This is a genomic window from Marinifilum breve (assembly GCF_003202155.1).
Taxonomy (GTDB): Bacteria; Bacteroidota; Bacteroidia; order Bacteroidales; family Marinifilaceae; genus Marinifilum; species Marinifilum breve.
In genome coordinates, this window is the sequence record NZ_QFLI01000004.1 from 419609 (window position 1) to 442552 (window position 22944).

The 22944-nt window shown below is 36.7% G+C and carries 18 protein-coding genes; 7 read left to right on the forward strand and 11 right to left on the reverse strand.

The window, feature by feature from the left end; all coding sequences use genetic code 11:
• Positions 1-109 precede the first annotated feature (109 nt).
• Complete coding sequence (locus DF185_RS11635) at positions 110-835, forward strand: cell division ATP-binding protein FtsE (RefSeq protein ID WP_110360917.1); 726 nt, start codon at positions 110-112, stop codon at positions 833-835.
• Between the two features lie 5 nt (positions 836-840).
• On the forward strand, positions 841-1521 hold the full coding sequence (locus DF185_RS11640) for a rhomboid family intramembrane serine protease (RefSeq protein WP_110360918.1): 681 nt from the start codon (positions 841-843) through the stop codon (positions 1519-1521).
• Positions 1522-1832: 311 nt separating this feature from the next.
• Here DF185_RS11640 and DF185_RS11645 read toward each other — a convergent pair whose 3' ends face one another.
• The 4 genes from DF185_RS11645 to hypD all read right to left on the reverse strand — a co-directional run bounded on the left by DF185_RS11645 (position 1833) and on the right by hypD (position 8341).
• On the reverse strand, positions 1833-2639 hold the full coding sequence (locus DF185_RS11645; protein WP_110360919.1) for a M48 family metallopeptidase: 807 nt from the start codon (positions 2637-2639) through the stop codon (positions 1833-1835).
• 120 nt (positions 2640-2759) lie between these two features.
• Positions 2760-4793 (reverse strand): thioredoxin domain-containing protein, encoded by a 2034-nt coding sequence (locus DF185_RS11650; RefSeq protein ID WP_110360958.1) that lies wholly within the window; start codon positions 4791-4793, stop codon positions 2760-2762.
• Positions 4794-4991: 198 nt separating this feature from the next.
• Positions 4992-5900, reverse strand: a complete 909-nt coding sequence (locus DF185_RS11655) for a glycyl-radical enzyme activating protein (protein ID WP_110360920.1) — start codon at positions 5898-5900, stop codon at positions 4992-4994.
• Entirely contained in the window at positions 5900-8341 is a 2442-nt protein-coding gene (gene hypD, locus DF185_RS11660; protein WP_243421768.1) for a trans-4-hydroxy-L-proline dehydratase, read from the reverse strand. Before hypD ends, DF185_RS11655 begins: the two co-directional genes overlap by 1 nt.
• A gap of 501 nt (positions 8342-8842) precedes the next feature.
• Between hypD and DF185_RS11665 the strand changes: the two genes are divergently transcribed.
• Positions 8843-9502, forward strand: a complete 660-nt coding sequence (locus DF185_RS11665; protein ID WP_165836017.1) for a hypothetical protein — start codon at positions 8843-8845, stop codon at positions 9500-9502.
• A 78-nt stretch (positions 9503-9580) separates the two neighbouring features.
• Positions 9581-10111, forward strand: a complete 531-nt coding sequence (locus DF185_RS11670) for a CIA30 family protein (RefSeq protein WP_207784634.1) — start codon at positions 9581-9583, stop codon at positions 10109-10111.
• Positions 10112-10114: 3 nt separating this feature from the next.
• On the opposite strand, the gene DF185_RS11675 is transcribed toward DF185_RS11670, so the two are convergent.
• The gene (locus DF185_RS11675) at positions 10115-10540 is read right to left on the reverse strand and encodes a BLUF domain-containing protein (protein ID WP_110360922.1); all 426 of its coding nucleotides are present in this window, start codon (positions 10538-10540) and stop codon (positions 10115-10117) included.
• Between the two features lie 140 nt (positions 10541-10680).
• On the opposite strand from DF185_RS11675, the gene DF185_RS11680 reads away from it, so the two are divergent.
• Positions 10681-11046 carry a cupin domain-containing protein gene (locus DF185_RS11680; protein ID WP_110360923.1) on the forward strand — a complete coding sequence of 122 codons (366 nt, stop codon included), beginning with the start codon at positions 10681-10683 and terminating at the stop codon, positions 11044-11046.
• A 74-nt stretch (positions 11047-11120) separates the two neighbouring features.
• Positions 11121-12005, forward strand: a complete 885-nt coding sequence (locus DF185_RS11685; protein WP_110360924.1) for a DMT family transporter — start codon at positions 11121-11123, stop codon at positions 12003-12005.
• Positions 12006-12325: 320 nt separating this feature from the next.
• On the opposite strand, the gene DF185_RS11690 is transcribed toward DF185_RS11685, so the two are convergent.
• From DF185_RS11690 to argS, 6 genes are all read right to left on the reverse strand, one after another.
• Complete coding sequence (locus tag DF185_RS11690) at positions 12326-12946, reverse strand: CPBP family intramembrane glutamic endopeptidase (RefSeq protein ID WP_110360925.1); 621 nt, start codon at positions 12944-12946, stop codon at positions 12326-12328.
• Positions 12947-13205: 259 nt separating this feature from the next.
• Positions 13206-13568 carry a hypothetical protein gene (locus DF185_RS11695; RefSeq protein WP_110360926.1) on the reverse strand — a complete coding sequence of 121 codons (363 nt, stop codon included), beginning with the start codon at positions 13566-13568 and terminating at the stop codon, positions 13206-13208.
• 851 nt (positions 13569-14419) lie between these two features.
• A complete protein-coding gene (locus tag DF185_RS11705; protein WP_133250028.1) occupies positions 14420-14728 on the reverse strand; it encodes a hypothetical protein in 309 nt (102 codons plus the stop codon).
• 271 nt (positions 14729-14999) lie between these two features.
• Positions 15000-15881, reverse strand: a complete 882-nt coding sequence (folD, locus tag DF185_RS11710) for a bifunctional methylenetetrahydrofolate dehydrogenase/methenyltetrahydrofolate cyclohydrolase FolD (protein WP_110360929.1) — start codon at positions 15879-15881, stop codon at positions 15000-15002.
• A gap of 70 nt (positions 15882-15951) precedes the next feature.
• Entirely contained in the window at positions 15952-17283 is a 1332-nt protein-coding gene (ffh, locus tag DF185_RS11715; protein WP_110360930.1) for a signal recognition particle protein, read from the reverse strand.
• Between the two features lie 450 nt (positions 17284-17733).
• Positions 17734-19527, reverse strand: a complete 1794-nt coding sequence (argS, locus tag DF185_RS11720) for an arginine--tRNA ligase (protein WP_110360931.1) — start codon at positions 19525-19527, stop codon at positions 17734-17736.
• Between the two features lie 367 nt (positions 19528-19894).
• On the opposite strand from argS, the gene DF185_RS11725 reads away from it, so the two are divergent.
• Positions 19895-22882 carry a tetratricopeptide repeat protein gene (locus DF185_RS11725; RefSeq protein ID WP_165836018.1) on the forward strand — a complete coding sequence of 996 codons (2988 nt, stop codon included), beginning with the start codon at positions 19895-19897 and terminating at the stop codon, positions 22880-22882.
• Positions 22883-22944 lie beyond the last annotated feature (62 nt).

Genomic DNA, 22944 nt, shown 5'->3' on the forward strand with positions numbered 1-22944 from the left:
AAATTGTCTCTTTTGTTAAGAATTAATGAGGAAGAAAAAAGTGATACGAGAAATAATTTTTTAGATTTGTAAATCGACGTATTTATTACAACTCGCAAAACGAACACAAATGTCAGAATCTGCAATAATAGAATTGAAAAATGCTACTATCCGTCAAGCGGATAACATTATTCTTACCGATGTAAATCTGAAAATCGAGAAAAACGAATTTGTTTATTTAATTGGTAAAGTAGGAAGTGGAAAATCGAGTCTACTAAAAACTTTATATGCAGATTTGCCATTAAGAGAAGGTGGCGGTTCGGTAGCTGGATATTACCTTCCAATCATCAAGCGCAAGCAAGTGCCTTTTCTGCGAAGAAAAATAGGAATTATATTTCAGGATTTTCAGCTACTTACCGACCGATCGGTGAAAGATAATCTGGAATTTGTTTTAAAAGCAACGGGTTGGAAAAACAAAAAAGAAATCGAAAACAGAATTGTCGAGGTTCTGGAAAAGGTTCACATGGGTAATAAAGGTTATAAAATGCCTCATGAACTATCGGGAGGTGAGCAGCAGCGTGTTGTAATTGCTCGCGCTCTATTAAATTCTCCTGATATTATTCTTGCTGACGAGCCAACTGGTAATTTAGATCCTGAAACCTCGGATGAACTGGCGCAGTTAATGATGGACATTAGTAAAAACGGGCGAACTGTAATCATGGCAACTCACCAACACGATTTGCTAAAAAAATTCCCTGCCAGAACCGTAGAATGTATCGATGGTAAATTGGTGGACAAATCAGCTCCTGAATTTATTCCGGAAGTTGCTAACAATGAAAGTGAAATCAACCAGTAATCTATTTGAGAAGACCTGAACCATACAACAAGGAATTTGAACAATTAAAACTGAAACACAGTTTAATTTTTCCACTCGCTTTTTTGATTCTCATTTGGGCGATTAAGATTTTTGAATGGGGATTGGGTTTAAACTTCACACAACTGGGTGTTTTTCCATTACATGTAAAAGGTTTATTGGGAATTATAACAAGTCCTTTAATTCACGGAGACTTTCAGCATTTAATGGCCAATTCGGTTCCTTTTCTTGTACTGAGTTGGGGAATCTTTTATTTCTATCGACCTCTGTCTTACCGAATTTTTATTCTTTGCTACCTAACTACCAACATACTGGTTTGGGTAGGAGCACGAGAAGCCTATCATATTGGTGCCAGCGGATTGGTATACTCATTCGCTTCTTTCCTGTTTTTTAGTGGTATTTTCCGCAATTATTACAGGCTAATAGCCATTTCATTTGTTGTGGTCTTTCTTTATGGTGGATTATTTTGGGGTGTATTTCCAATCCTAAAGGATGTTTCCTGGGAAGGGCATCTATTTGGAGCCATTTCCGGATTAACTTATGCTTTAGCCTATCGAAACGAAGGACCACAAAAACCTCAGGTAATCCTTCCTGAAGATGATGACAGCATTCCAGAAGAAATTTGGAATTCGGAACATCTGGAAAACAAGGAAGAATTTCGAAAATGACATTTGCTCTTTAAAAGGGTACCTTTCAACCCCCAATGGGTACCTCCCGACCCCCAAACAGGATGTTTTTACCCCCAATGGGTACCTAAAAAACATCCTCGAAGATGTAAATTTGGTCCTCGAGGATGTTTTTTAGTGCCTTTAAGATGTTTTGAAGGTCTTTCAGTACCTAATTTTGGTCCTTCAGGATGTCTTGGAGATCCTTTAAGATGTTTTGGAGGTCTTGAAGGATGTATTTATGGTCCTTCAGGACCTAATTTTGGTACTCGAGGACCTAGATTTGATACTCAAATATATTTTTAAGTAACTGCTTATCTCTTTTTGTAATATTTCATTGCTTCCGGAAGGAATGCTTTTAGATTTGCCACACGTGTATCGTCTGCCGGGTGAGTCGAAAGGAATTCCGGTGGCTTTTGTCCACCACTTTCTCCCATACGCTTCCAAAATTCAACAGCTTCCGATGGATCATAACCTGCCATTGCCATAAAAATCAATCCCATTTTATCAGCTTCGTTTTCATGAGAACGAGAGAAAGGCAGCATCACACCAACATTAGCACCAACTCCAAAAGCAGTCATCCAAATCTGTTGAGTTTCTGCAGGTTTTTCGTTTAAAGCAATTGCCAAACCTTGTCCTAAAGCCTGTATTCCCATTTGCTGACTCATGCGTTCATTACCATGACGTGCTACGGCATGAGCAATTTCGTGTCCCATAACTACCGCTAATCCGGTTTCAGTTTGAGTGTATGGTAAAATCCCTGTATAGAAAACCACTTTTCCTCCAGGCATACACCAGGCATTTGGTGTGTCATCTTCAACCAAATTAAATTCCCATTGAAAATTGGCAACTCTATCTCCCATTCCATTGGCATTCATGAATTCTTCTACCGCCTTGGCTATACGATCTCCACATGATTTAACCATGGCAACTTTCGCTTTGTCTTTCGAAAGTTTATTCTCCTTTAAAAAGGCATCATATTGCGTAAGACTTGTTGCAATCATTTCACGTTCTGGGAAAAGATTCATTTGTTTACGCCCAGTGATTGGTACAGTAGCACAGGCTGCCAATACAAATACCAAGCCTGTTAATAGTAGATTACGGATTGTTTTGCTTGTCATTATTATTTGGTTTTTAGTTTATCTATTTTCACGCAAAGGTCGCAAATTTCTCATTTTTAAGATCGCAAAGCCTGAACAATGTGCTTTCTGCTCTTAAATGGCTGATTATTTGCATCCACTTTATTTATTCTTGAATTCTTCTTGTAACTGTTTGAGTAATTCCTCTACACTAGTAACGGGAATTTTACACGTTCTATTTTTACAAAGATAAAAAGTTGTTTGCTTTGGGACATAACGATTTTTTAGCAAAGGCAAATCACTCTCGGTTAAACTTCCGGAAATAAGCACATTGGGCAAAAAGAGTGATTCTAATTTTTGTTTTTCTCCTATTGCCAAATCACCCACTACTACCAATTCGTAAGTAGAATTTGCCAAGTTAAAGAACAATTGTCCCCAATTAAAATGATAGGATGGCACTTTTAACATTCGTTCGTAAACATTGGCAAGCATTTGCTTCGATCTTTCAATATAAGCCTCTTCCTCCAAGTATGTTCCCAAAAGAAATAAAGATTTTGCCATGGAAGAGTTTGATGATGGAATTACATTGTCCATCAATTCCATTTTTCTCGCTATCAATTCAGGATCTTCATCGGATGTATAAAAAAACATTCCTGATTTTTCGTCTGAAAAATGTGACATCACCTCCTTCATCAGTCCATCAGCTTTAATTAAATAATCTTCTTTAAAACTGGCTTGGTATAAGGCTATATAGGATTCAATAGTAAAAGAATAATCATCCAGAAAAGCATTGATTTTCGAAACTCCATCCTTGTAATTTCGGTGTAAATGACCTTCTCCTTTTACCAAATTTGTCTCAATAAAACCCATAGCTTTCTCTGCTCTTTCCAGGTACTCTTGTTTTCCCAATGCCTTGTAAGCATCCACATATCCTTTAATCATCAATGCATTCCAACTAGTTAAAGCTTTATCATCCAAACCCGGGCGAATTCTTTCTTCACGCTTCAACAACAATTGATTCGAAGCTTTCTTTATTTTCTCATCAAATTGTTCTGTGGTAATTCCCAATTTCGCAGCAAGTTCTTTTTTATCGGCTGAAATCATTAAAATGTTTCCTTCTTCCCAATTCGCTTTTTCAGTGATTCCAAAATACTCGCAAAACCAATCAGCATCTTCATTTAAAACACCTTCAATTTCTGATTTTTCCCAAACATAGAATTTGCCTTCAACACCTTCACTATCGGCATCCAAAGAAGAATAAAATCCTCCATTGGGCAAGCTCAATTCCCGATCAACAAAAGCCAAAGTTTCTTCAATTACCCTTTTGTATTCTGGAATTTTCGTCAGACTATACGCCTCGGCATATAAACTTACCAATTGAGCATTATCGTAAAGCATTTTCTCAAAGTGCGGAACTTTCCAAATGGCATCCACCGAATATCTGGCAAATCCACCTCCAATTTGATCATAAATTCCTCCTGCCGCCATTTTATCCAGTGTAAGTACCACATGATCTAAAGCTGATCGATCTTTGCAGGCATGATAATATCGAAGCAAAAACTGAAGAGAACCTGGCAATGGAAATTTAGGGGCACGATTATTGCCACCTTCAACTTTATCGAAATCCTTTTGCCAATTTGCATAACCTGATTTCACATCGTTTATATTAAATTGCTTAAGCTCCGATCTTACTTCAATCAATTCATTGCTTCTTACTCCTTCTGAAATCTGATCAGCTACTTTTTCAACCTTATCTTTCTCGCTTAACCAAGCATTTTGAATTCCCTGCAAAACTCTCACCCAATCATTTGGTCGAAAGTAGGTTCCTCCAAAAAATGGTTTTCCATCGGGCATGGCAAAACAATTGAGTGGCCAACCACCACTACCCGTCATCAATTGCACGGCATCCATGTAGATTCTATCAATGTCTGGTCGCTCCTCCCTATCTACCTTTATACAAACGAAAAATTCGTTCATAATTTTAGCAATCTCTTCATTCTCGAAGCTCTCACGTTCCATTACATGACACCAATGACAGGCAGCATAACCAATACTAACCAGTATTACTTTATTCTCATCTTTTGCCTTTTGCAAAGCTTCTTCTCCCCATGGATACCAATCAACTGGATTATGCGCATGCTGCAACAAGTAAGGACTATTTTCCTGAGCCAATCGGTTTGTATATTGAACTTTCATCTGTTTCTTTTTATGCTGAGAGCAAGATTGAATTGGTAGTAGGCAGACTAATAAAACCATGGCCAATACAAATTCATATCTCTCGCGAAGGTGTAACATTCATTAAAGATAGAATTTATTTTAAATGATTCTAAATAAAAAAGCAGCAATACCATAATGGTACCACTGCTCTCCAAACCAATATTATTTTATTATTTCTTACCCGCCAACGCTTGCTGAAATTCCATACTCAGTAAATATTTCTTGTGCTCTTGCTAATTCATCCTCACTTGGAATTTCCATATTTTCCACCAAATACTCCGATCCCAATTTTGTATGCTTGTGTTTTCCCACATCATGATAAGGCAATAAATTCACTTCCTTGCGTTTCCATGGAATTGTAGACAAGAAATCCGCCATTCTTTCTATCGTTTCCTCATCAGCATTTACCCCTTTTATAAAGGGTACTCTGATGATAAAGTCAGCATTGTTTTCAGCCAGCAACTGGATATTTTTCAATATCAATTCATTATTTACTCCTGTATATTTCCTGTGCACCTCCGACTCGAAAGCTTTAAAGTCAACCAAAAACAAATTGGTTCGCTTGGCCACTTCCAATACCACTTCTGATTTGGCAAACAAGGTGGTATCCACAACTCGGTGAATGTCTTTTTCAGCACATTTATCCAGAATTTCAATTAAGCTCTTGTAGTGCATTAAAGGTTCGCCTCCCGAAAAAGTAACGCCACCTTCCGAGTGATCAAAGAATATAGTTTCCCTTTCAATAATCTTCATCAACTCATCGCTTGAGTATACTTTCCCAGACATTTCGATGGCTTTGGTAGGACAAACCATGGCACATTTACCACACAAAGTACACTTTTCAATATCAGTTACAATACCTTGACGCGTAAGTTTCAATGCCGATTCCGGACAAATTTCAACACACTTTACCGAACCTATGCATTTCGATTCGGTATACATTTTTTGTGCATAGGGCGATATGCTTTCTGGGTTATGACACCAGACACAGGACAAAGGACAACCTTTATAAAAGATTGTCACTCTAATTCCCGGTCCGTCATTGATTGCATATCTTTTTATATCAAAAATTAATGCTTTACTCATTAAAACGATTCATTTTCTGTTCTGTCGATTACTTCCTGCTGCAAATCTGCATTCATATCATTAAAGTAATCGCTATATCCTGCCATCCTCACCAGTAAATCCTTATAATCTTCAGGTGTTTTTTGTGCAGCCAATAAGGTTGCTGTATCCACAATATTAAACTGAATGTGATGTCCTCCCAATGAGAAATAACTTCTGATCAATTTCGATAGTTTGGCAATGTCTTCATCACGCTTCAACAAACTTGGCAAGAAACGTTGATTCAACAAAGTTCCACCTGATTTCGTGTGATCCAATTTGGTAAGCGATCGGATTACTGCTGAAGGTCCGTGCGTATCGCAACCATGAGATGGAGAAGTTCCATCAGAAATGGATTTTCCTGCCAAACGACCATTTGGAGTGGCTCCCATAACTTTACCAAAGTAAACGTGGCAAGTAGTCGAAAGCATATTCAAATGGAAAGTTTCTCCTTTGGTATTTGGTTTTCCATCAATTGCTGCAAACAAATCGTTGTATACCTTTAAGGCGATATCATCTGCATAATCGTCATCATTTCCGAAGAATGGCGTATTGTTCAAAATGGTTTGACGCAATACCTCTTCTCCTTCAAAATTGATTGCAACTGCATCCAAGATGGTATCAATACTAAAATTCTTATCCTCGAAAACATGTTTCTTTAGGGTTGATAAACTATCGGTTACCGTTCCCAATCCAGTACACTGAATATAGTTGGTATTGTAGCGCGGACCAGCATTATAATAATCTCTACCTCGAGCAATACAATCATCAGTTAATACAGACAACAAAGGAGCTGGCGCATATTTGGCAAACATTCGATCAATGTAATTGCTCACCCTGATTTTCTGATCGACAACAAAATTCAATTGCTTCAAAAATGCCTCGTATAACTCGTTGTAAGAAGTAAATGTTCTTGGATCTCCTGTTTCGATACCTGCTTTTTTGCCAGTTACCGGATCGATTCCGTTATTTAAGGTTACCTCAAGAATTTTAGGAACATTCAAATATCCAGTCAACACGTAAGCTTCCTTACCAAAGGCTCCAACTTCAATACAACCACTACATCCACCTTCGCGAGCATCTTCAATGCTTTTTCCATGTCCCAACATCTCCATGATGTAAACATCCGGATTAAATACAGAAGGATAACCATGTCCCTGACGAATTACATTACATCCTGCTTTTAAAAATCTTTCAGGAGTTCTCGAACTAATATGAATGGAGCTACCTGGCTGTAAAATATGAAGGTCTTCAATAATGTCAAGCATGATATAGGAAACCTCGCTTACCCCGTCTGATCCATCTTTTCTTACACCACCAATGTTAATGTTGGTAAAATCATTGTAAGTTCCACTCTCACGAGCTGTAATTCCAACCTTTGGAGGTGCTGGCTGATTGTTCACCTTAATCCAGAAACAAGAAAGCAATTCTTTGGCCTCATCTCTGCTTAGTTTTCCTTCTGCCGATTCTCTATTGTAGAAAGGTTCAAGGTGCTGATCGAAATGACCTGGATTCATGGCATCCCAACCATTCAATTCTGTAATGGTTCCCAAATGCATCCACCAGTACATTTGAATGGCTTCCCAGAATGTTCTTGGTGCATTGGCAGGAACCCAACGACAAACTTCTGCAATTTTCAGTAATTCTGCTTTTCTGCTTTCATCTTCTTCTTTTGCCGCCAATTCTTCAGCCAAATCTGCATGACGTTCTGATAATAAAATTGCTGCATCGCAAGAGATGGCCATTGCCTGAAGCTCCTCTAATTTATCTGTAGCTTCATCATCGTTCATGTAATCCAAACGATCGATATGGTCCTGAATGTCTTTCTTAAATTCCAGTAAGCCTTTTTTATAAATCTTACCATCTAAAGTAGTGTGACCTGGTGCACGCTGTTCCATAAACTCAGTGAACAAACCTGCCTCGTATGCTGCCTTCCACTCCTCTGGTACATGATTAAAAATTCTTTCTCTTTGGGTACGACCCTCCCAGTAAGGGATCACTTCCTTGGCATAAGTATCAATATCTTCCTGTGAAATGGTATAGCGCTGCAACTCGCGAGTATTTAAAACATTTAAGTCATCAACACTGTGGCAGGTTAACTCAGGAAAAGTTGGAACCGACTTTGGTGAAGGCCCACGCTCCCCAACGATCAATTCGCCATTGCCAATGTAAATGGTTTTGTGCTTACATATTTCGTAGAAAGTTTTGGCACGCAATACTGGAATTGAGTATTTGCCGTAATTTTCCTTGTAAAACTCAGTTTCGATTAAAGCACGCTCAATAGAAAGTGATGGTTCAGTATCAACACTTACTTTTCTTAGTTGCTTTATTCTATCATTCATGCCCGGACCTTGTCCGTTGTTTTTATCGAAGTTACTTCCCGACTTTGCCGCTCTTTGCGGAATGGTTTTATCTATTGTCATTGTTTTTCTATTAATCTATTCGAAACGATGTTTTTGGGTACTGCATATGCATTCCAGCTAGGAATATCAGTACTTAAAAATAAAATGTAGCTTGTGACAGCAAGGTGCACCAACACATTGCCATTGGAAGGACAATTGTTTAAGAATAGATTATTAAACAACTAAAAAGTCTGCGGTAACTGTATGTTAAAGTATGGTTCACGTACATATCAACATCTTTTGACTGAACCAAATTTACGAAATATTATCATCTGAGATACAAATCTCAATTAAATTCTTGTTATCTATAAATGATCTTAACAAACTTATGTCACAACCACACATAATCTATGCTTTTTCATTAACTTACTGCTGCTTTTCATCTACTCGAAATAAAACATGAAATCACACCATCTTATACTCATTGCAATTATTACCTCTTTTTTATTCTTAAAATGCACTGAACAAAAAGAACAAGTCCGATATGAAGAATTGAAATTAGCTGAACTGTTCAATTGTTTCATGAACTCTACTGATAGTCTTGAAGAACAAAAGCTTATTCATTTTTTAGATGATTCGATTGTGAAGTATCCTTATGACCATTTTTTCACATTTGAGAAATATGATTCTACCAAGAAGCAATTAAATCTTTATTTTCATTTATGCACTAGTGACATTGAATACAACATTAAACGACGAAATGCTTTCGTTATAGATATTGACAAGAAGAATAAAATCACATTAAATGGAAACAATTACTCTGATATACTTCCCATAAATGATATGATTGTTGATTTTCTTCAAAACAAAAAAGACACCAATACATTATCCGACAAGACATTAAAAAACATACCTATATTGGGAGAAGTTGAAGTTAGCAAAGGAGGATTTATTCTTCATACCCAACTCATACCTGATAAAAATAATAATCAATCAAGTTGGTTGATAACTAAGAAATACATTGATATAATCCTTTCTGTAAATTATCAATTAAGAAAGTTGTCTTCTCTTAAATATTTTGAATCGGAATACTCAAGACTTAATCCAGAACAAAAGAATGCCATTAGGAAACTAAATCCAGTTTATATCATTATTTACCCAAATTGGACAATGGGAAAAATTAAACCACCACCTCCTCCACTTCCAGTTTTATCAAATAAAATTATTAAAAAAGAAAGTTAAAACATTAACATATAAGATAAAGCTAGCTACTTATAAAACCTATTTTAAACAATTCGGCACCATACTTGTTTTTAATGCATGGGAACACTATTAATTCTATTACAGATGTTAACGCATGCGGACACAAAAGTATTGGCCGATTTCACCAGTGATACAAATCTATCGGATTGGTACATTGTAAACGATGTGGTGATGGGTGGTAGATCGGATTCAGGAATTTTTCTGAACGGTGAAAACTGTGCCGTATTTAAGGGCTATGTTTCGTTGGAAAACAATGGAGGTTTTGCCATGGTAAAGCACATTTTTGATCCCATTGAAATTGATGCTCATTCCAAAATAGTGATGAAGATTAAAGGTGATGGCAAGCGATATCAAGTACGATTAAAATCACAAATTTCCCAGTCTCATTCACACATCAATTACTTCACCACAACAGGTGATTGGCAGGTTATTGAGATCCCATTCAAAGATTTCTATGCCAGTTTTCGTGGCAGACGCTTGAGTTATCCGAATTTTAATGCTGATCAACTGTCGGAGGTAGCTTTTTTAATCGGCAATAAAAAAGCTGAGGAATTCCAATTGAAAATCAAATGGATTGCTTTGAAGTAAGCATCAGGTATACTTCATAAATTTCACAATTAAATCAACAATGGCTTGTGAACTTTGCTTAAGTGCTTCTCTTATATCGTTGGAGGACATTACATCGGTAAAGCCTGGTAAATCTTTCGAATCTTCTTTGCTTAATTTCTGATATCCCATGCTCCACTCCGGGAAAGATCTTTGATCAATATCCTCTTCTAATATCTTTACAATATTGGTGTGGCGATTATCATTCTGCAAGCGATCGTAAAGAGTACGAATTGTGTCTGTTTCTCCTTCTATCACCTGAATAAAAATCTCATCGTTGTAAAGAAGTAAACCTGTAACTCCGTTTGCCAAGTTCTTTGGTCTGATTTCAGACAATAACTGATCGAGTTCCAACTCCGAAAGTTGATTCCTCGAAAAGCTAACATATACGATATGAATTAGATTAGGCATAGACTAAAGTTACAAAAGATCACGAGTCTTTTTATATAGATTAATCAATATACATATACTTTGGAGTATCACCCATCAAAAAAGCCATATCAATCTCCAATCTTTAGTTATATTAGTTTCTATTATTAAAACCTGATAGCATGAAGATCAATTTAAAAGAGAACTTTGAAAATATTAAAGATTACTTTTCACCCAAAGTGCTTGGCGAAGTAAACGATGTATATGTAAAAATTGCCAAAATCAAAGGTGATGAACTACCATGGCACGATCACAAAAACGAAGATGAAATGTTTTTAATTATCGAAGGGAGTCTGCTAATGGAAGTAGAAGGGACAGAATCTTTTGTTATGAATGAAGGTGAATTATTTATCGTTAAGAAAGGACTTCAGCATCGCGTATCTGCTCAATCCGAATGCAAAATCATGTTACTTGAAAACAAATCTACAGCACATACCGGGGACGTAGAGTCGGATATTACAAAAGATATTAAGGATCAATTAAAATAAGATTTTTAGTTATTTTGCTAGCATCCGCCATAAAAGCCTATACCTTTGCCAAGAATTTAACACGAAGCTTTTAAATGAAACGAGAAGGAAGTTCTTATGGCATTTTCCTAATGATATTGTCGGTAATTGCCTTTGGTATTATGACCACTCTGGTGCGAAGCATGGCTCATGTAAGTACCTACATTACAGTTTTTGTTCGATTCGCCATTGGTGTCGGAGTAATCGGAATACTGGCAATGATGCGAAAAATCGATCTTAAATTTGTTCGCAGTCCATTGCTTCTATTACGTGGAGTTACCGGCACAATATCCGTTGCTTTGTTTTATCTGGCTATTGTTAAAATTGGTATGGGCAAAGCCTCGGTGTACTCCTATTCTTACCCGCTTTTTGCCTCATTGCTAAGTGCCATAGTCCTGAAAGAAAAAATTCAAACTGCAAAGTGGTTGATGATGTTGTTGGCACTGACTGGCATTGTAATGGTTTCGTTTCAATTTACCGAAGCTGGAAAATCGTGGAGTTTCGGGTGGTTCGATTTTTTAGCCATGCTCAGCGCAATAACCAATGCAGTATCCATATTAATTGTGAAAAAACTGCATGGCACCGATAACTCTTATGCCATCTTTTTTGCCCAATCTATTGTTGGATTCTGGATATTTCTTGTTCCGGCCAACCTTCCCGAACTAACCGGTCCGGTTACCAGCAGCTATATATTAATATTTATAGGTCTGGCTTCGGCATGTGCACAATTGTTGAACACCGAAGGCTACCGACATGTTTCCATAGCAACAGGTTCTCCTTTCCACATGCTCATCCCGATTGTAAATGTGATAATAGGAGTATTTGTTTTTAACGAAGTATTCACAACACAGGAAATCATTGGATCTTCATTGGTAGTGATGGCTTGCCTTGGCATTTTACGTTTAAATAGTCGTATGCAAACTCAAGTAAAACATGCTTAGATATGATTACTTATATAAATTAAGGTTTAAAAAGCATCATTAAGGTTTATTTAGGAGTTCTTCCATTTTAGGGAATCCGCGATAACTATCTGGAAGCAACAGCCAGAAGGGGGTATTTTTGATTAAATTGATCTTATTTCACCCTTTTCCCTGTCGGGATTTTGTTCACATTAAACTCAATTTTCAATTGTGTTTACGAGCTCCGCTTCGCTACGGTTCCCTAGGAGGGAAAAACTCAACTTGAAAAAGTGATAAAATTCATTATCGCATAACCAGTACAGTTGTTTTAACCTTTGAGCAGCATTATTAATTCCATTAAACTACATTGGCAGGTAAAAGTAAATGCCCAAACCGTTGGTGAATAGAATATTCCCATAAAGCGAATGCTCAAGAAACACGGCATTTAGCGACTTGTTGCGCAAATAGGTATATGAAAAAATCAGACTGCCAATAAAGGTGAAAATCAATGCCACCCAATTACGGAAAATGATATGAGCCATGGCAAAACAAACTGCATTTACCAGAAGCATCACGACAGGATTGGAAAATAACAACTTGTATCGATGAAAATAGAAAGCCCGGAAAATGAACTCCTGAGTGTAGGCTGACCATATGGGGTAACTCACAATTACGGCAAGCCAAATCCAAAAGTTATTGCGTGGTAAGTGGAAAAATACATCGGCTCGGAATACATATACCCAAATGGAGGTAATGATTAAAAGAATAGATCCTTTCATCAGAAAATCCTGCCAAGGATAATCTCGTTTGATTCTAAAGATTTCACGATCAAAATTCTTGTCTTTAATGATAATGAAAAGACAATAAAAAAATACAAGTACAAGGGGTATTGCTTTATGGACCGGAATCATTTCAAAATAATACAATAATGGTAGCCCAATAAACAAAAATAACATCTCCGTCCACAAATACAATCTCCTCATAACACCCCAATTTTAAAGAAACAACAAGAATAGCAACGACAACAAGAAGGATCCTCCTTATTAAGACTCGTTCTATATAATTTACAAAAAAAGAGGCAAATTTGTTTTAAAAGTGCCTCTGAAATTTAGGAATGTTATGATTTTATTGACAAACGTAATTTTGCCCTAAAATTGCCTGTGTTTTTGTGGATTAAATGGCCTTAAATCATGATTAAAAATCATCAATTCAAGATTAATTCACATAATTACATGATGCGAATTAAGCGTTTTTTTTCTGCGCTCTCCTTGCAGCAACAATCATTAAATATCCAGCGATAACCGGACCGTATGCTAAGAAATGATACCCCTTAAGATCGAACCATTTTAAGTACAAGCCCAAAGTAGCAAAACCTCCAACTATCATCAAGGCCCAACCTATCAATCTTAATTGTCTTGCATCAAGTTTTCCGGGCTTCTTTACGTCTCCTGCAAGAATTTTATTGTCGATCTCTCTAACAACACTATTAATAGTATTCTCATCAATACCTTTGTCTTTCATTTCTTTTCTGATTTGAGAGAAATCCATCCCCTCAATCTTCTTTGCGTGATAAAACTTGACTAATTCATTAAAACTTTGTGCCATAATTGTTGTTTTGATTGCTGCAAATCTAATCAGACAGAAATGATTTTCAAAATCTAGTCTATATCAATTACAAAGACGTAGCAATGCTACGTCTCTACAGCATGTATTATTGAAAATATTCCCTTAACCATTAGCAATATCATACTCATAGTTAATATTAATCGGCTCCTAATGCTCAATGGCAAAGTCAATTCTGTTATTGGTACACTACGAGTTGGCATCTGCATGCTCCTACCTGCCATTGTGAACCTATTTCCTATCAAGTACGCCGTTCTACCTACCAAAAGTGTCGAGAGACCAGACAAATGCATTGCACTTATTAACAATGAGCGTGCAGATATCAACATTGACGATGCAGATGGCAGGTATGAGTGTGCGGTTGGCAGGTATGAGTGTGCGGTTGGCAGGTCTCTCGATGCAGATGGCAGGTATGAGCGTGCGGTTGGCAGGTCTCTCGATGCAGATGGTAGGTATGAGCGTGCGGTTGGCGGATCGTACGGTGCATTTATCAACAAAGAGGGAAACATTGGCAGGTCGTACGGCTCCAACGGCAGGTAGAACGGCGCAGATGGCAATCGGAACGATGCAGGTGGCAGGTAGAACGACACCATTGGCAGATCGAACGATGCAGATGACAGAACGAACGGCTCCGACGGCAGGTCGAACGGTGCAGATGATGATCGGAACGATGCAGGTCGCAGGTAGAACAAGGGTCTATTCAATAAACTGTGTCAGCTTATATTTTATGAGTTGCTAAATACAAGGCAATGCCTTGTATTTACTACTAAGGATTAATTGTACTTGCTAGAGACAGCATTCATACGCACCGAACTATTAATAACATCTAAGCTTTAATCATTATTTAAATGTGGCTCAATATGTTCCCTGTTTTGCTCAAACCACTGCTCAAGAAATATTTTTCGCTTTTCTTTAGTTTGTTGATTTAAGAAAGTAACAACAAAATGGAAAAGTTCAAGATGTTCCTTGCCTTTGGTTTCCATATATAATTGCTTTCCTGCTTCAAGGTGATTTTGTACTGCTTTTTCTAATGCTTCCTTTACTCTCTCATCATTCTTTAGTAAGTTATCTACCTTTAACTGAGTCGCTTCTTCCTTAATTTCAACATATTTCCTTACTTCATCAATTTTAAAAACACTCATAAATGCCTTCATTGACTCAATAACACCTTTTTGACTATTAATTTGCTTTTGCTGAATAAATAAACAATCAAATAAATTATAGTATAAATCCCAGTAACTATAAGTGGTAAATATTCCATTCCAAACTAATTTATATTAAACCTAATGCTAATTTAATAAAAATATCATTTAAAAATTTCTAACTCTGCAACTCTTAGACTATAAATCTGAGGAGCATAAAAAAACAGGCTCCTATAATTAGAAGCCTGCTTGAATATTTTGATTCGGAAATCTATTTGTAGATCTCTTTTTTACTTGCCAATAGTGTGTTTTGAAGCAATGAAACGATAGTCATTGGTCCAACACCACCTGGAACAGGAGTAATGAATGATGCTTTAGGTGCTACCTCATCGAATTTCACATCTCCAAGCAATTTCCATCCTGATTTGGTCTTGTCAGACTTCACACGGTGAATACCTACATCAATAATAACTGCTCCTTCTTTCACCATATCGCCAGTAAGGAATTCTTTCATTCCCAATGCTACGATTACGATATCCGCTTGACGGGTAATTTCTGCAATATTTTTGGTTCTACTGTGACAAAGAGTAACAGTACAATCGCCATAAGCAGCTTTACGAGACATTAAAACACTCATTGGAGTACCAACGATGTTCGAACGACCAATTACCACACAGTTTTTACCAGATGTTTCAACATTGTAACGCTTCAACAACTCAACAATACCAGCTGGAGTTGCAGGAAGGTAAGTTGGCAAACTTGCAACCATTTTACCTACGTTCATAGGGTGGAATCCATCAACATCTTTTTCCGGACGAATGGTTTCGATTACCTTGGTCTCAGAAATGTGCTTAGGAAGTGGCAACTGAACAATCAATCCGTCGATGTCATCGTTCTCGTTTACCTTACGGATTTCTGCCAAAAGTTGCTCTTCTGTAATGTCATCTTCGAAACGAAATTCTGAAGACTCAAAACCTACAGCATGACAAGCTTTTACTTTAGCAGCAACATAAGTTTCGCTGGCACCATCGTGTCCAACAATCATAGCGGCAAGATGTGGAGTTTTTCCACCTGCTTTTTTAATTTGTTCAACTTCGGCAGCAATTTCCTGCTTCACCTCGTTAGAAATCTTTTTTCCGTCGATTAATTCCATGGTTTGTTAGCTTTGTTGTTATCAAAAAAATGCCTGACCGCAGAGTCAAGCATTTTATATTTGGTTTTTCTTATTTTCTGCGTCCCATATTGCCCATCATTCTGGACATGTTTCCGCCTTTCGACATCATTTTCATTAATTTCCTGGTCTCATCGAATTGCTTAATCAGTCGGTTCACATCCTGAATGGTAGAACCAGAACCATCGGCAATCCTTTTTCTTCTCGAACCATTAATCAATTTTGGATCTTCACGTTCAGCAGGAGTCATTGAAAAGATAATCGCTTCAACACCTTTAAAAGCATCATCATCGATATCGATATTCTTCAATGCTTTTCCTACTCCAGGAATCATAGAAGCCAAATCTTTAAGGTTACCCATTTTCTTGATCTGAGAAATCTGAGACAAGAAATCGTTAAAGTTGAATTGGTTCTTGGCGATCTTCTTCTGAAGTTTCTTCGCTTCTTCAGCATCGAATTGTTCCTGAGCACGCTCTACAAGTGATACGATATCACCCATACCCAAAATACGATCGGCCATACGTTCAGGGTGGAAAACATCCAATGCTTCCATTTTTTCGCCTGTACCAACAAACTTAATTGGCTTGTTAACTACCGAACGAATTGATAATGCAGCACCACCACGAGTATCACCATCTAATTTGGTAAGAACAACACCATCGAAATTCAATCTGTCGTTAAACTCTTTAGCTGTGTTCACAGCATCCTGACCAGTCATCGAGTCAACTACGAAAAGAGTTTCGGTTGGATCTATAGACTTTTTAACAGCTTCAATCTCTTTCATCATCTCCTCATCGATGGCCAAACGACCAGCGGTATCGACAATTACAAGATCGTTACCATTTGCTTTAGCTTCCTTAATAGCAGCTTGAGCAATTTTTACCGGGTTCTTATTTTCTTTATCAGAGTATACTGGAACACCAATTTGCTCTCCCAATACATGCAACTGATCAATCGCAGCAGGACGATAAACATCACAGGCAACCAACAAAGGATTCATTGAGCGTTTTGTTTTTAACATGTTCGCCAATTTTCCTGAGAATGTGGTTTTACCAGAACCTTGCAATCCGGCAATTAATATTACGGCAGGTTTTCCCTGAGTGTTGATATCAACATGAGTTCCACCCATCAATTCAGCCAGCTCATCGTGAACGATTTTCACCATCACCTGGTTTGGTTTCAAGGCAGTAAGTACGTCTTGTCCTAATGCTTTTTCTTTTACGGTATTCGTAAACGACTTGGCAATTTTAAAGTTAACATCGGCATCCAAAAGCGCACGTCTTACATCCTTCAATGTTTCTGCCACATTGATTTCAGTAATTTTCCCTTGTCCCTTTAATATCTGGAACGATCGCTCAAGTCTTTCGTTAAGATTTTCAAACATTATTCTACGTATTTATATTTCCCTGCAAAAATAAAAAAATATGCGTATAGCTAAAGTGAATCAGGAAGAAAAGTCACGAAAAATGTAAACAAATTGAAATGTGGGTTGAGAAGCTGGCATACGCAATTCACGAATGAACATTTAACACCTAATACACATTTAGAATATACATGGCCAAAAGACGGCATAAATGCCTTCTCTACTAAAACAAAACAAATGGTGATAAATTGAAGATATTGTCTTATTCAGTTCTATCATACACCTCATCCCCCTACCCCTTCTCCTTGAGGAGAAGGGGAGTATTCTGCAAGTAATTCATTATACTTAAAACTTGGCAGTTTCGATTCCCTCTTCTTTGAGGAGAGGGTTAGGGTGAGGTAAAAAATGGATAACAAAAAAGCAGATCCTCAAATTTGAAGATCTGCTTTGCAATATCATGTATATTAAAAACTACATTCTTTCCGGAACACCAATTCCCAATAGGCTCATTCCTGATTTGATGATCTCTCCGATTTGCTTAGAAAGTACTAAACGGAAAGCTCTTAAGTCGGTATTTTCCTCTTTCGCGATTGGATGATCGTGATAGAATTGGTTGTACTCTTTCACTAAGTCGTATACATAGTTCGAGATTTGAGCAGGACTGGTTTCTTTTCCAGCTTCCTTAATAACCGTTGGGTAATTTGCTACCATCTGAATTAGGAATGATTCCTTTTCAGAGATATTCAAATTAGATGAAGCCGCTTCTGGAATATCAAAACCTGCATCAATTGCTTTTCTTACAACCGATTTAATACGTGCATAAGTGTATTGGATGAATGGGCCTGTGTTACCATTAAAGTCGATAGATTCCTTAGGGTTAAACATCATGTTTTTCTTAGGATCAACTTTAAGGATGAAGTATTTTAATGCACCCATTGCCACTTTTTCGAATACATCTTCAGCTTCTTCTTCTGAGTATCCTTCCAACTTACCAAGTTCTTTAGAAGTTTCACGCGCAGTATTTACCATCTCTTCCATCAAATCGTCGGCATCAACAACAGTACCTTCACGCGATTTCATTTTTCCTTCTGGCAATTCAACCATACCATATGATAAATGCTGAATTTTATCGTGCCACTCGTAACCTAGCTTGCCAAGAATTAACGACAATACCTGGAAGTGATAGTTTTGCTCGTTACCTACAACGTAAACGTGCTCGTCAATATTGAACTCGTCGAAACGCTCGAAAGCAGTACCAATATCCTGAGTCATGTATACCGATGTTCCGTCATCACGAAGCAATAATTTATGATCTAAGCCATCTGCTTCAAGGTTAGCCCAAACTGAACCAGTATCTTTTTGATACAACACGCCATCAGCCAATCCTTTTTCAACAATTGCTTTCCCTTGCTTATATGTATTTGATTCGAAATAAACTTTATCGAAATCAACACCCATTTTCTTGTAAGTGATATCGAAACCTGCTAAAACCCAGTCGTTCATCTTGCGCCAAAGAGCAACAGTTTCTTCATCTCCTGCCTCCCATTTACGCAACATTTCCTGAGCTTCTAACAAAAGTGGAGCTTGCTTTTTAGCTTCATCAGCTTCCATTCCTTCTGCCACAAGAGCTTCAATTTCTTTCTTGTATTCCTGATCGAATTTTACGTAGTATTTACCTACCAAGTGATCACCTTTAATTCCTGTTGACTCTGGAGTTTCACCTTCGCCAAAACGTAACCATGCCAACATCGACTTACAGATGTGGATACCACGGTCGTTTACCAGGTTCACCTTGATTACTTCGTATCCATTAGCTTTTAAAATCTGAGCAACAGAATAACCTAACAGGTTGTTACGAATATGACCCAAGTGAAGTGGTTTATTTGTATTTGGAGATGAATACTCAATCATCACCTTTTTAGCACCTTCTGCTAATGGAGTAAAACCGTAGTTTTCAGTCTTTACAGCTTCGTTCAGTACAGAAATCCAATGTGAATTATCAATTACCAAATTCAAGAACCCTTTAACAACATTAAATGCTGATACCGCCGCGATATTTTCAGTTAAAAACTGTCCAAGATCATTTGCTGTTTCCTCTGGTGACTTTTTAGAAAAGCGCAGGAATGGAAAAACAACTACAGTTAAATCACCTTCGAACTCTCGTCGAGTTTTCTGAATCTGAACGGTTTTCTCCTCAATACCTTGTCCGTAACATGAATTTACGGCCTCAACTACTTTGCTTTTAATAATACTTTCAATACTCATTTGGAAATTCTGTATTTCGAATTCTACTTAAATTTCATCCTTAAAACCGGACTTGCCATACATTCGCTCTTTACAACCAAAAACAAATCATATTAAGTCCCTCAATCTGAATCCGCAAAGATAATAGGAATAAAATGAATTGCTATCCGTAATGTAAAAAAAGTCATTCACACCTAACATTATTCTTTCTCTCAAAAACAAGAGCTTATTTAACATCAATCTGATAGGCATTGTCTACCTTTGAAAGGTTGCAATAATTTATCATTTATGACGTTTTAATTGCAGGAATAATTTGAGCCCTTATTCTCTTATAAACTATATTTGGTCATTAATTTAAAAGTATCTGAACATTCTTATGCCCCAACGAATGAAGAACTTACTCCTATTGCTGGTATGCGTTGTAATTGCAACTCACAGCTACTCTTCCCCCGATTCTGAACCCTTTGGTAAAAAAACGGTAACATCAGATTTAAATAAATTACATCGTGAAGCCGAATCTTACTACTACAAAAACAATCCAAAAGCATTAGCAAAAGCAAAGCTATTGGCTGATAAATCTTTGGCTGCAGAACAAATGGATAAATTTGCATTTGCAAATGAGTTAATGGGGCGAATTTATCTTTTCCAAGGGGACATGGAAAAAGCACAAAACTGTTTTGACTCATCGTTTGATTACTGGGAAAGTGTAAGAGATACAACCAGAATCAGTTTTCTGTACAGCTACTATGGAGAGCTAAATTTTAGAAAGTGTAATTACGCTAAAGCGGATAGATTTTACAACAAAAGTTTAGAGCTTAAAAAGCAACAACGGGATACACTTTCCTATGCCTACAGTTATAATGCGTTGGGCAATGTACAATTCGAAACCTGTCATTATACCGAAGCTCTAACATTTTACCTTAAAGCACTCAACTTAAATCGAAAGCACCAAAATATTTCAGGAATTTGCTACTCTTTAAATGCACTTGGAACAACCTATAAGGAAATCAACAAAACCGATCTTGCCATAGAGTATTTTAACAAGGCATTACAACTAGGTGAAGAGAATAACCTGATAAAAAATATTGCCTACAGCTTAAATCAATTGGCTGCATTACAAAACACTTTGGGCAATAGAAATACAGCTATCGAACTATTTACCAAGTCGTTGAATTTGAGTTTTGAACTTGAATCAAAAAGTGGAATGGCAAGTTCATACATGGGAATGGGAGAAGTATTCCAATCGATGAATCAAAACGACAAATCAATTGAATATCAACACAAAGCATTAAAACTTTTTAAAGAATTAGAATCAAAGAAGAACATTGCAAAGTGCTATGAAAATTTAGGATTGATTTCCTATTCTATGCGTGATTATAAACTCGCCATAGAAAACTATCTTCAAGCCATTGATTTAACCAATCAAATAGGATATGCCAAGGGAACGGCAAATGTATTTAGACTAATTGGGAATGCGTATCTTAAACTAAATAATTTTGATTTGGCTCTTACCAATTACGAAAGATCACTTCAAATTCAAAAATCAATTGACAACCTAAAAGGCATAGCTTCCTGTTATACCAATATTGGACTCATTTATATAAAGAAACAAAACTTTAACAAGGCTGAAAAGTATTTAAATTTATCAGTTGAAATTAATAAGAACACTGGTAACTTAGGGGGATTAGGTTCTGTTTATAACAACTTAGCTGCTCTATACCGAGAAAAAAAAGATACCAATCAGGCCATTCATTATTTAAAGAATAGTCTGAACTTAGCTCAAAAGATAAATCGTAAGACCTTAATTGCAGAGAATTATCGTAACCTTTCTGACATCTTCGAGGAAAAGAACGATTACAATCAATCACTTCAATATTACAAAGAATATGTGAAGATTTACAATCAGTTGTATAATGCCCAGGCTGAAAACAGAATTGGTTGGATTCAAATGCAAAATGAAAAGGAAAAAAGAGAAAATCTTGTTCAGCTACACGCCAAAGAGCAGTTCTTAAAAGAAGAAAAACTAAAAAAAGAAAGACTCACCAATACGTTTCTTATTGTCATTGTTGGCTTAATCATTCTCTTTTCGGGAGTCGTTTACCGTTTTTATATCATTGCAAAAAAGTCGAACAAAAATTTAAACCTTGAAATCGAGGAACGAAAAAAAGCAGAATCTCTTCTTGCTGATCACCAAAAGAACCTTGAAAGTTTGGTAAAAATTAGAACTCTTGAATTGTTAAAAGCTAAAGAAAAAGCAGAACAAGCAGATAGATTAAAAACTTCGTTTCTGGCTAATATGTCTCACGAAATTCGAACGCCAATGAATGCTATTATTGGCTTCTCGAAATTAATGGCATTTACCAACTCTAAAGAAAAACATCAGTACTATACAAATATTATCAATGATAATGGACACATACTCCTTACTCTGGTCAACGATATCATTGATATTTCAATGATTGAATCGAAGCAGCTTAAGATTAAGAAGTCTAACTTTTATGTATATCCTGTTCTTGAAGAACTTCGACAAGTTTTCGAAGAGCAAAAAATAAAAAATGGCAAAACTGATGTAAAAATCAATTTGCACATTCCTGAAAGAATTGAGAATATCTCTGTTTACTCCGATCAAATTAGATTAAAACAAATTCTGATTAACCTGCTTCGCAATGCCATTAAATTCACTGATAGAGGAAGTATTTATTTCGGTATTGAAGTTATTGAAAATCATTTAAGATTTTTTGTAAAAGATACAGGTATTGGAATTCCATATAAAGATCAGGCTTTAATTTATGATCGATTCAGACAAGCAAGTAACAATGGTGTTGAGCATGGTGGAACAGGCTTGGGGTTAACCATCTCGAAAAGCCTAACAGAATTGCTCGGAGGAAAAATATGGTTTACTTCTGATCCTGATAAAGGAAGTGAATTCTATGTTGAATTTGTAATTGATGACGAAACCATTGTACAAAACAAAACCATTGGCAAAGAAAATAACCCACTTGATTTTTCAGGAAAAAATATCCTTGTTGCTGAAGATGTTGAATCGAATTTCTTATACATCAATGAAGTTCTGAAAAAAGTTAATGCCAACGTGACATGGTCGCAAGATGGTGTAGAAGCCGTTGAGAAATTTCAGGATGATCATTTCGATTTGGTTCTTATGGACATCCAATTGCCAAAAATTAATGGATATCAAGCTACAAGAGAAATAAAAAAGAAAAACCCATCGGTTCCTGTTGTGGCTCAATCTGCTTACGCTTTTCGTGATGAAAGTAATAAAATGACCGAAGCAGGTTGCGATGCCTTTATTGCAAAACCATATACCGAGGAAGAATTACTGGCCATTATTGAGAAGAATATGCCTCAGAAGAATTAAATTTCTTCAGATGTAAAAAGATATTCTCACTCAAAAAACTAATTTAGTGTCAAAGCTTTTTT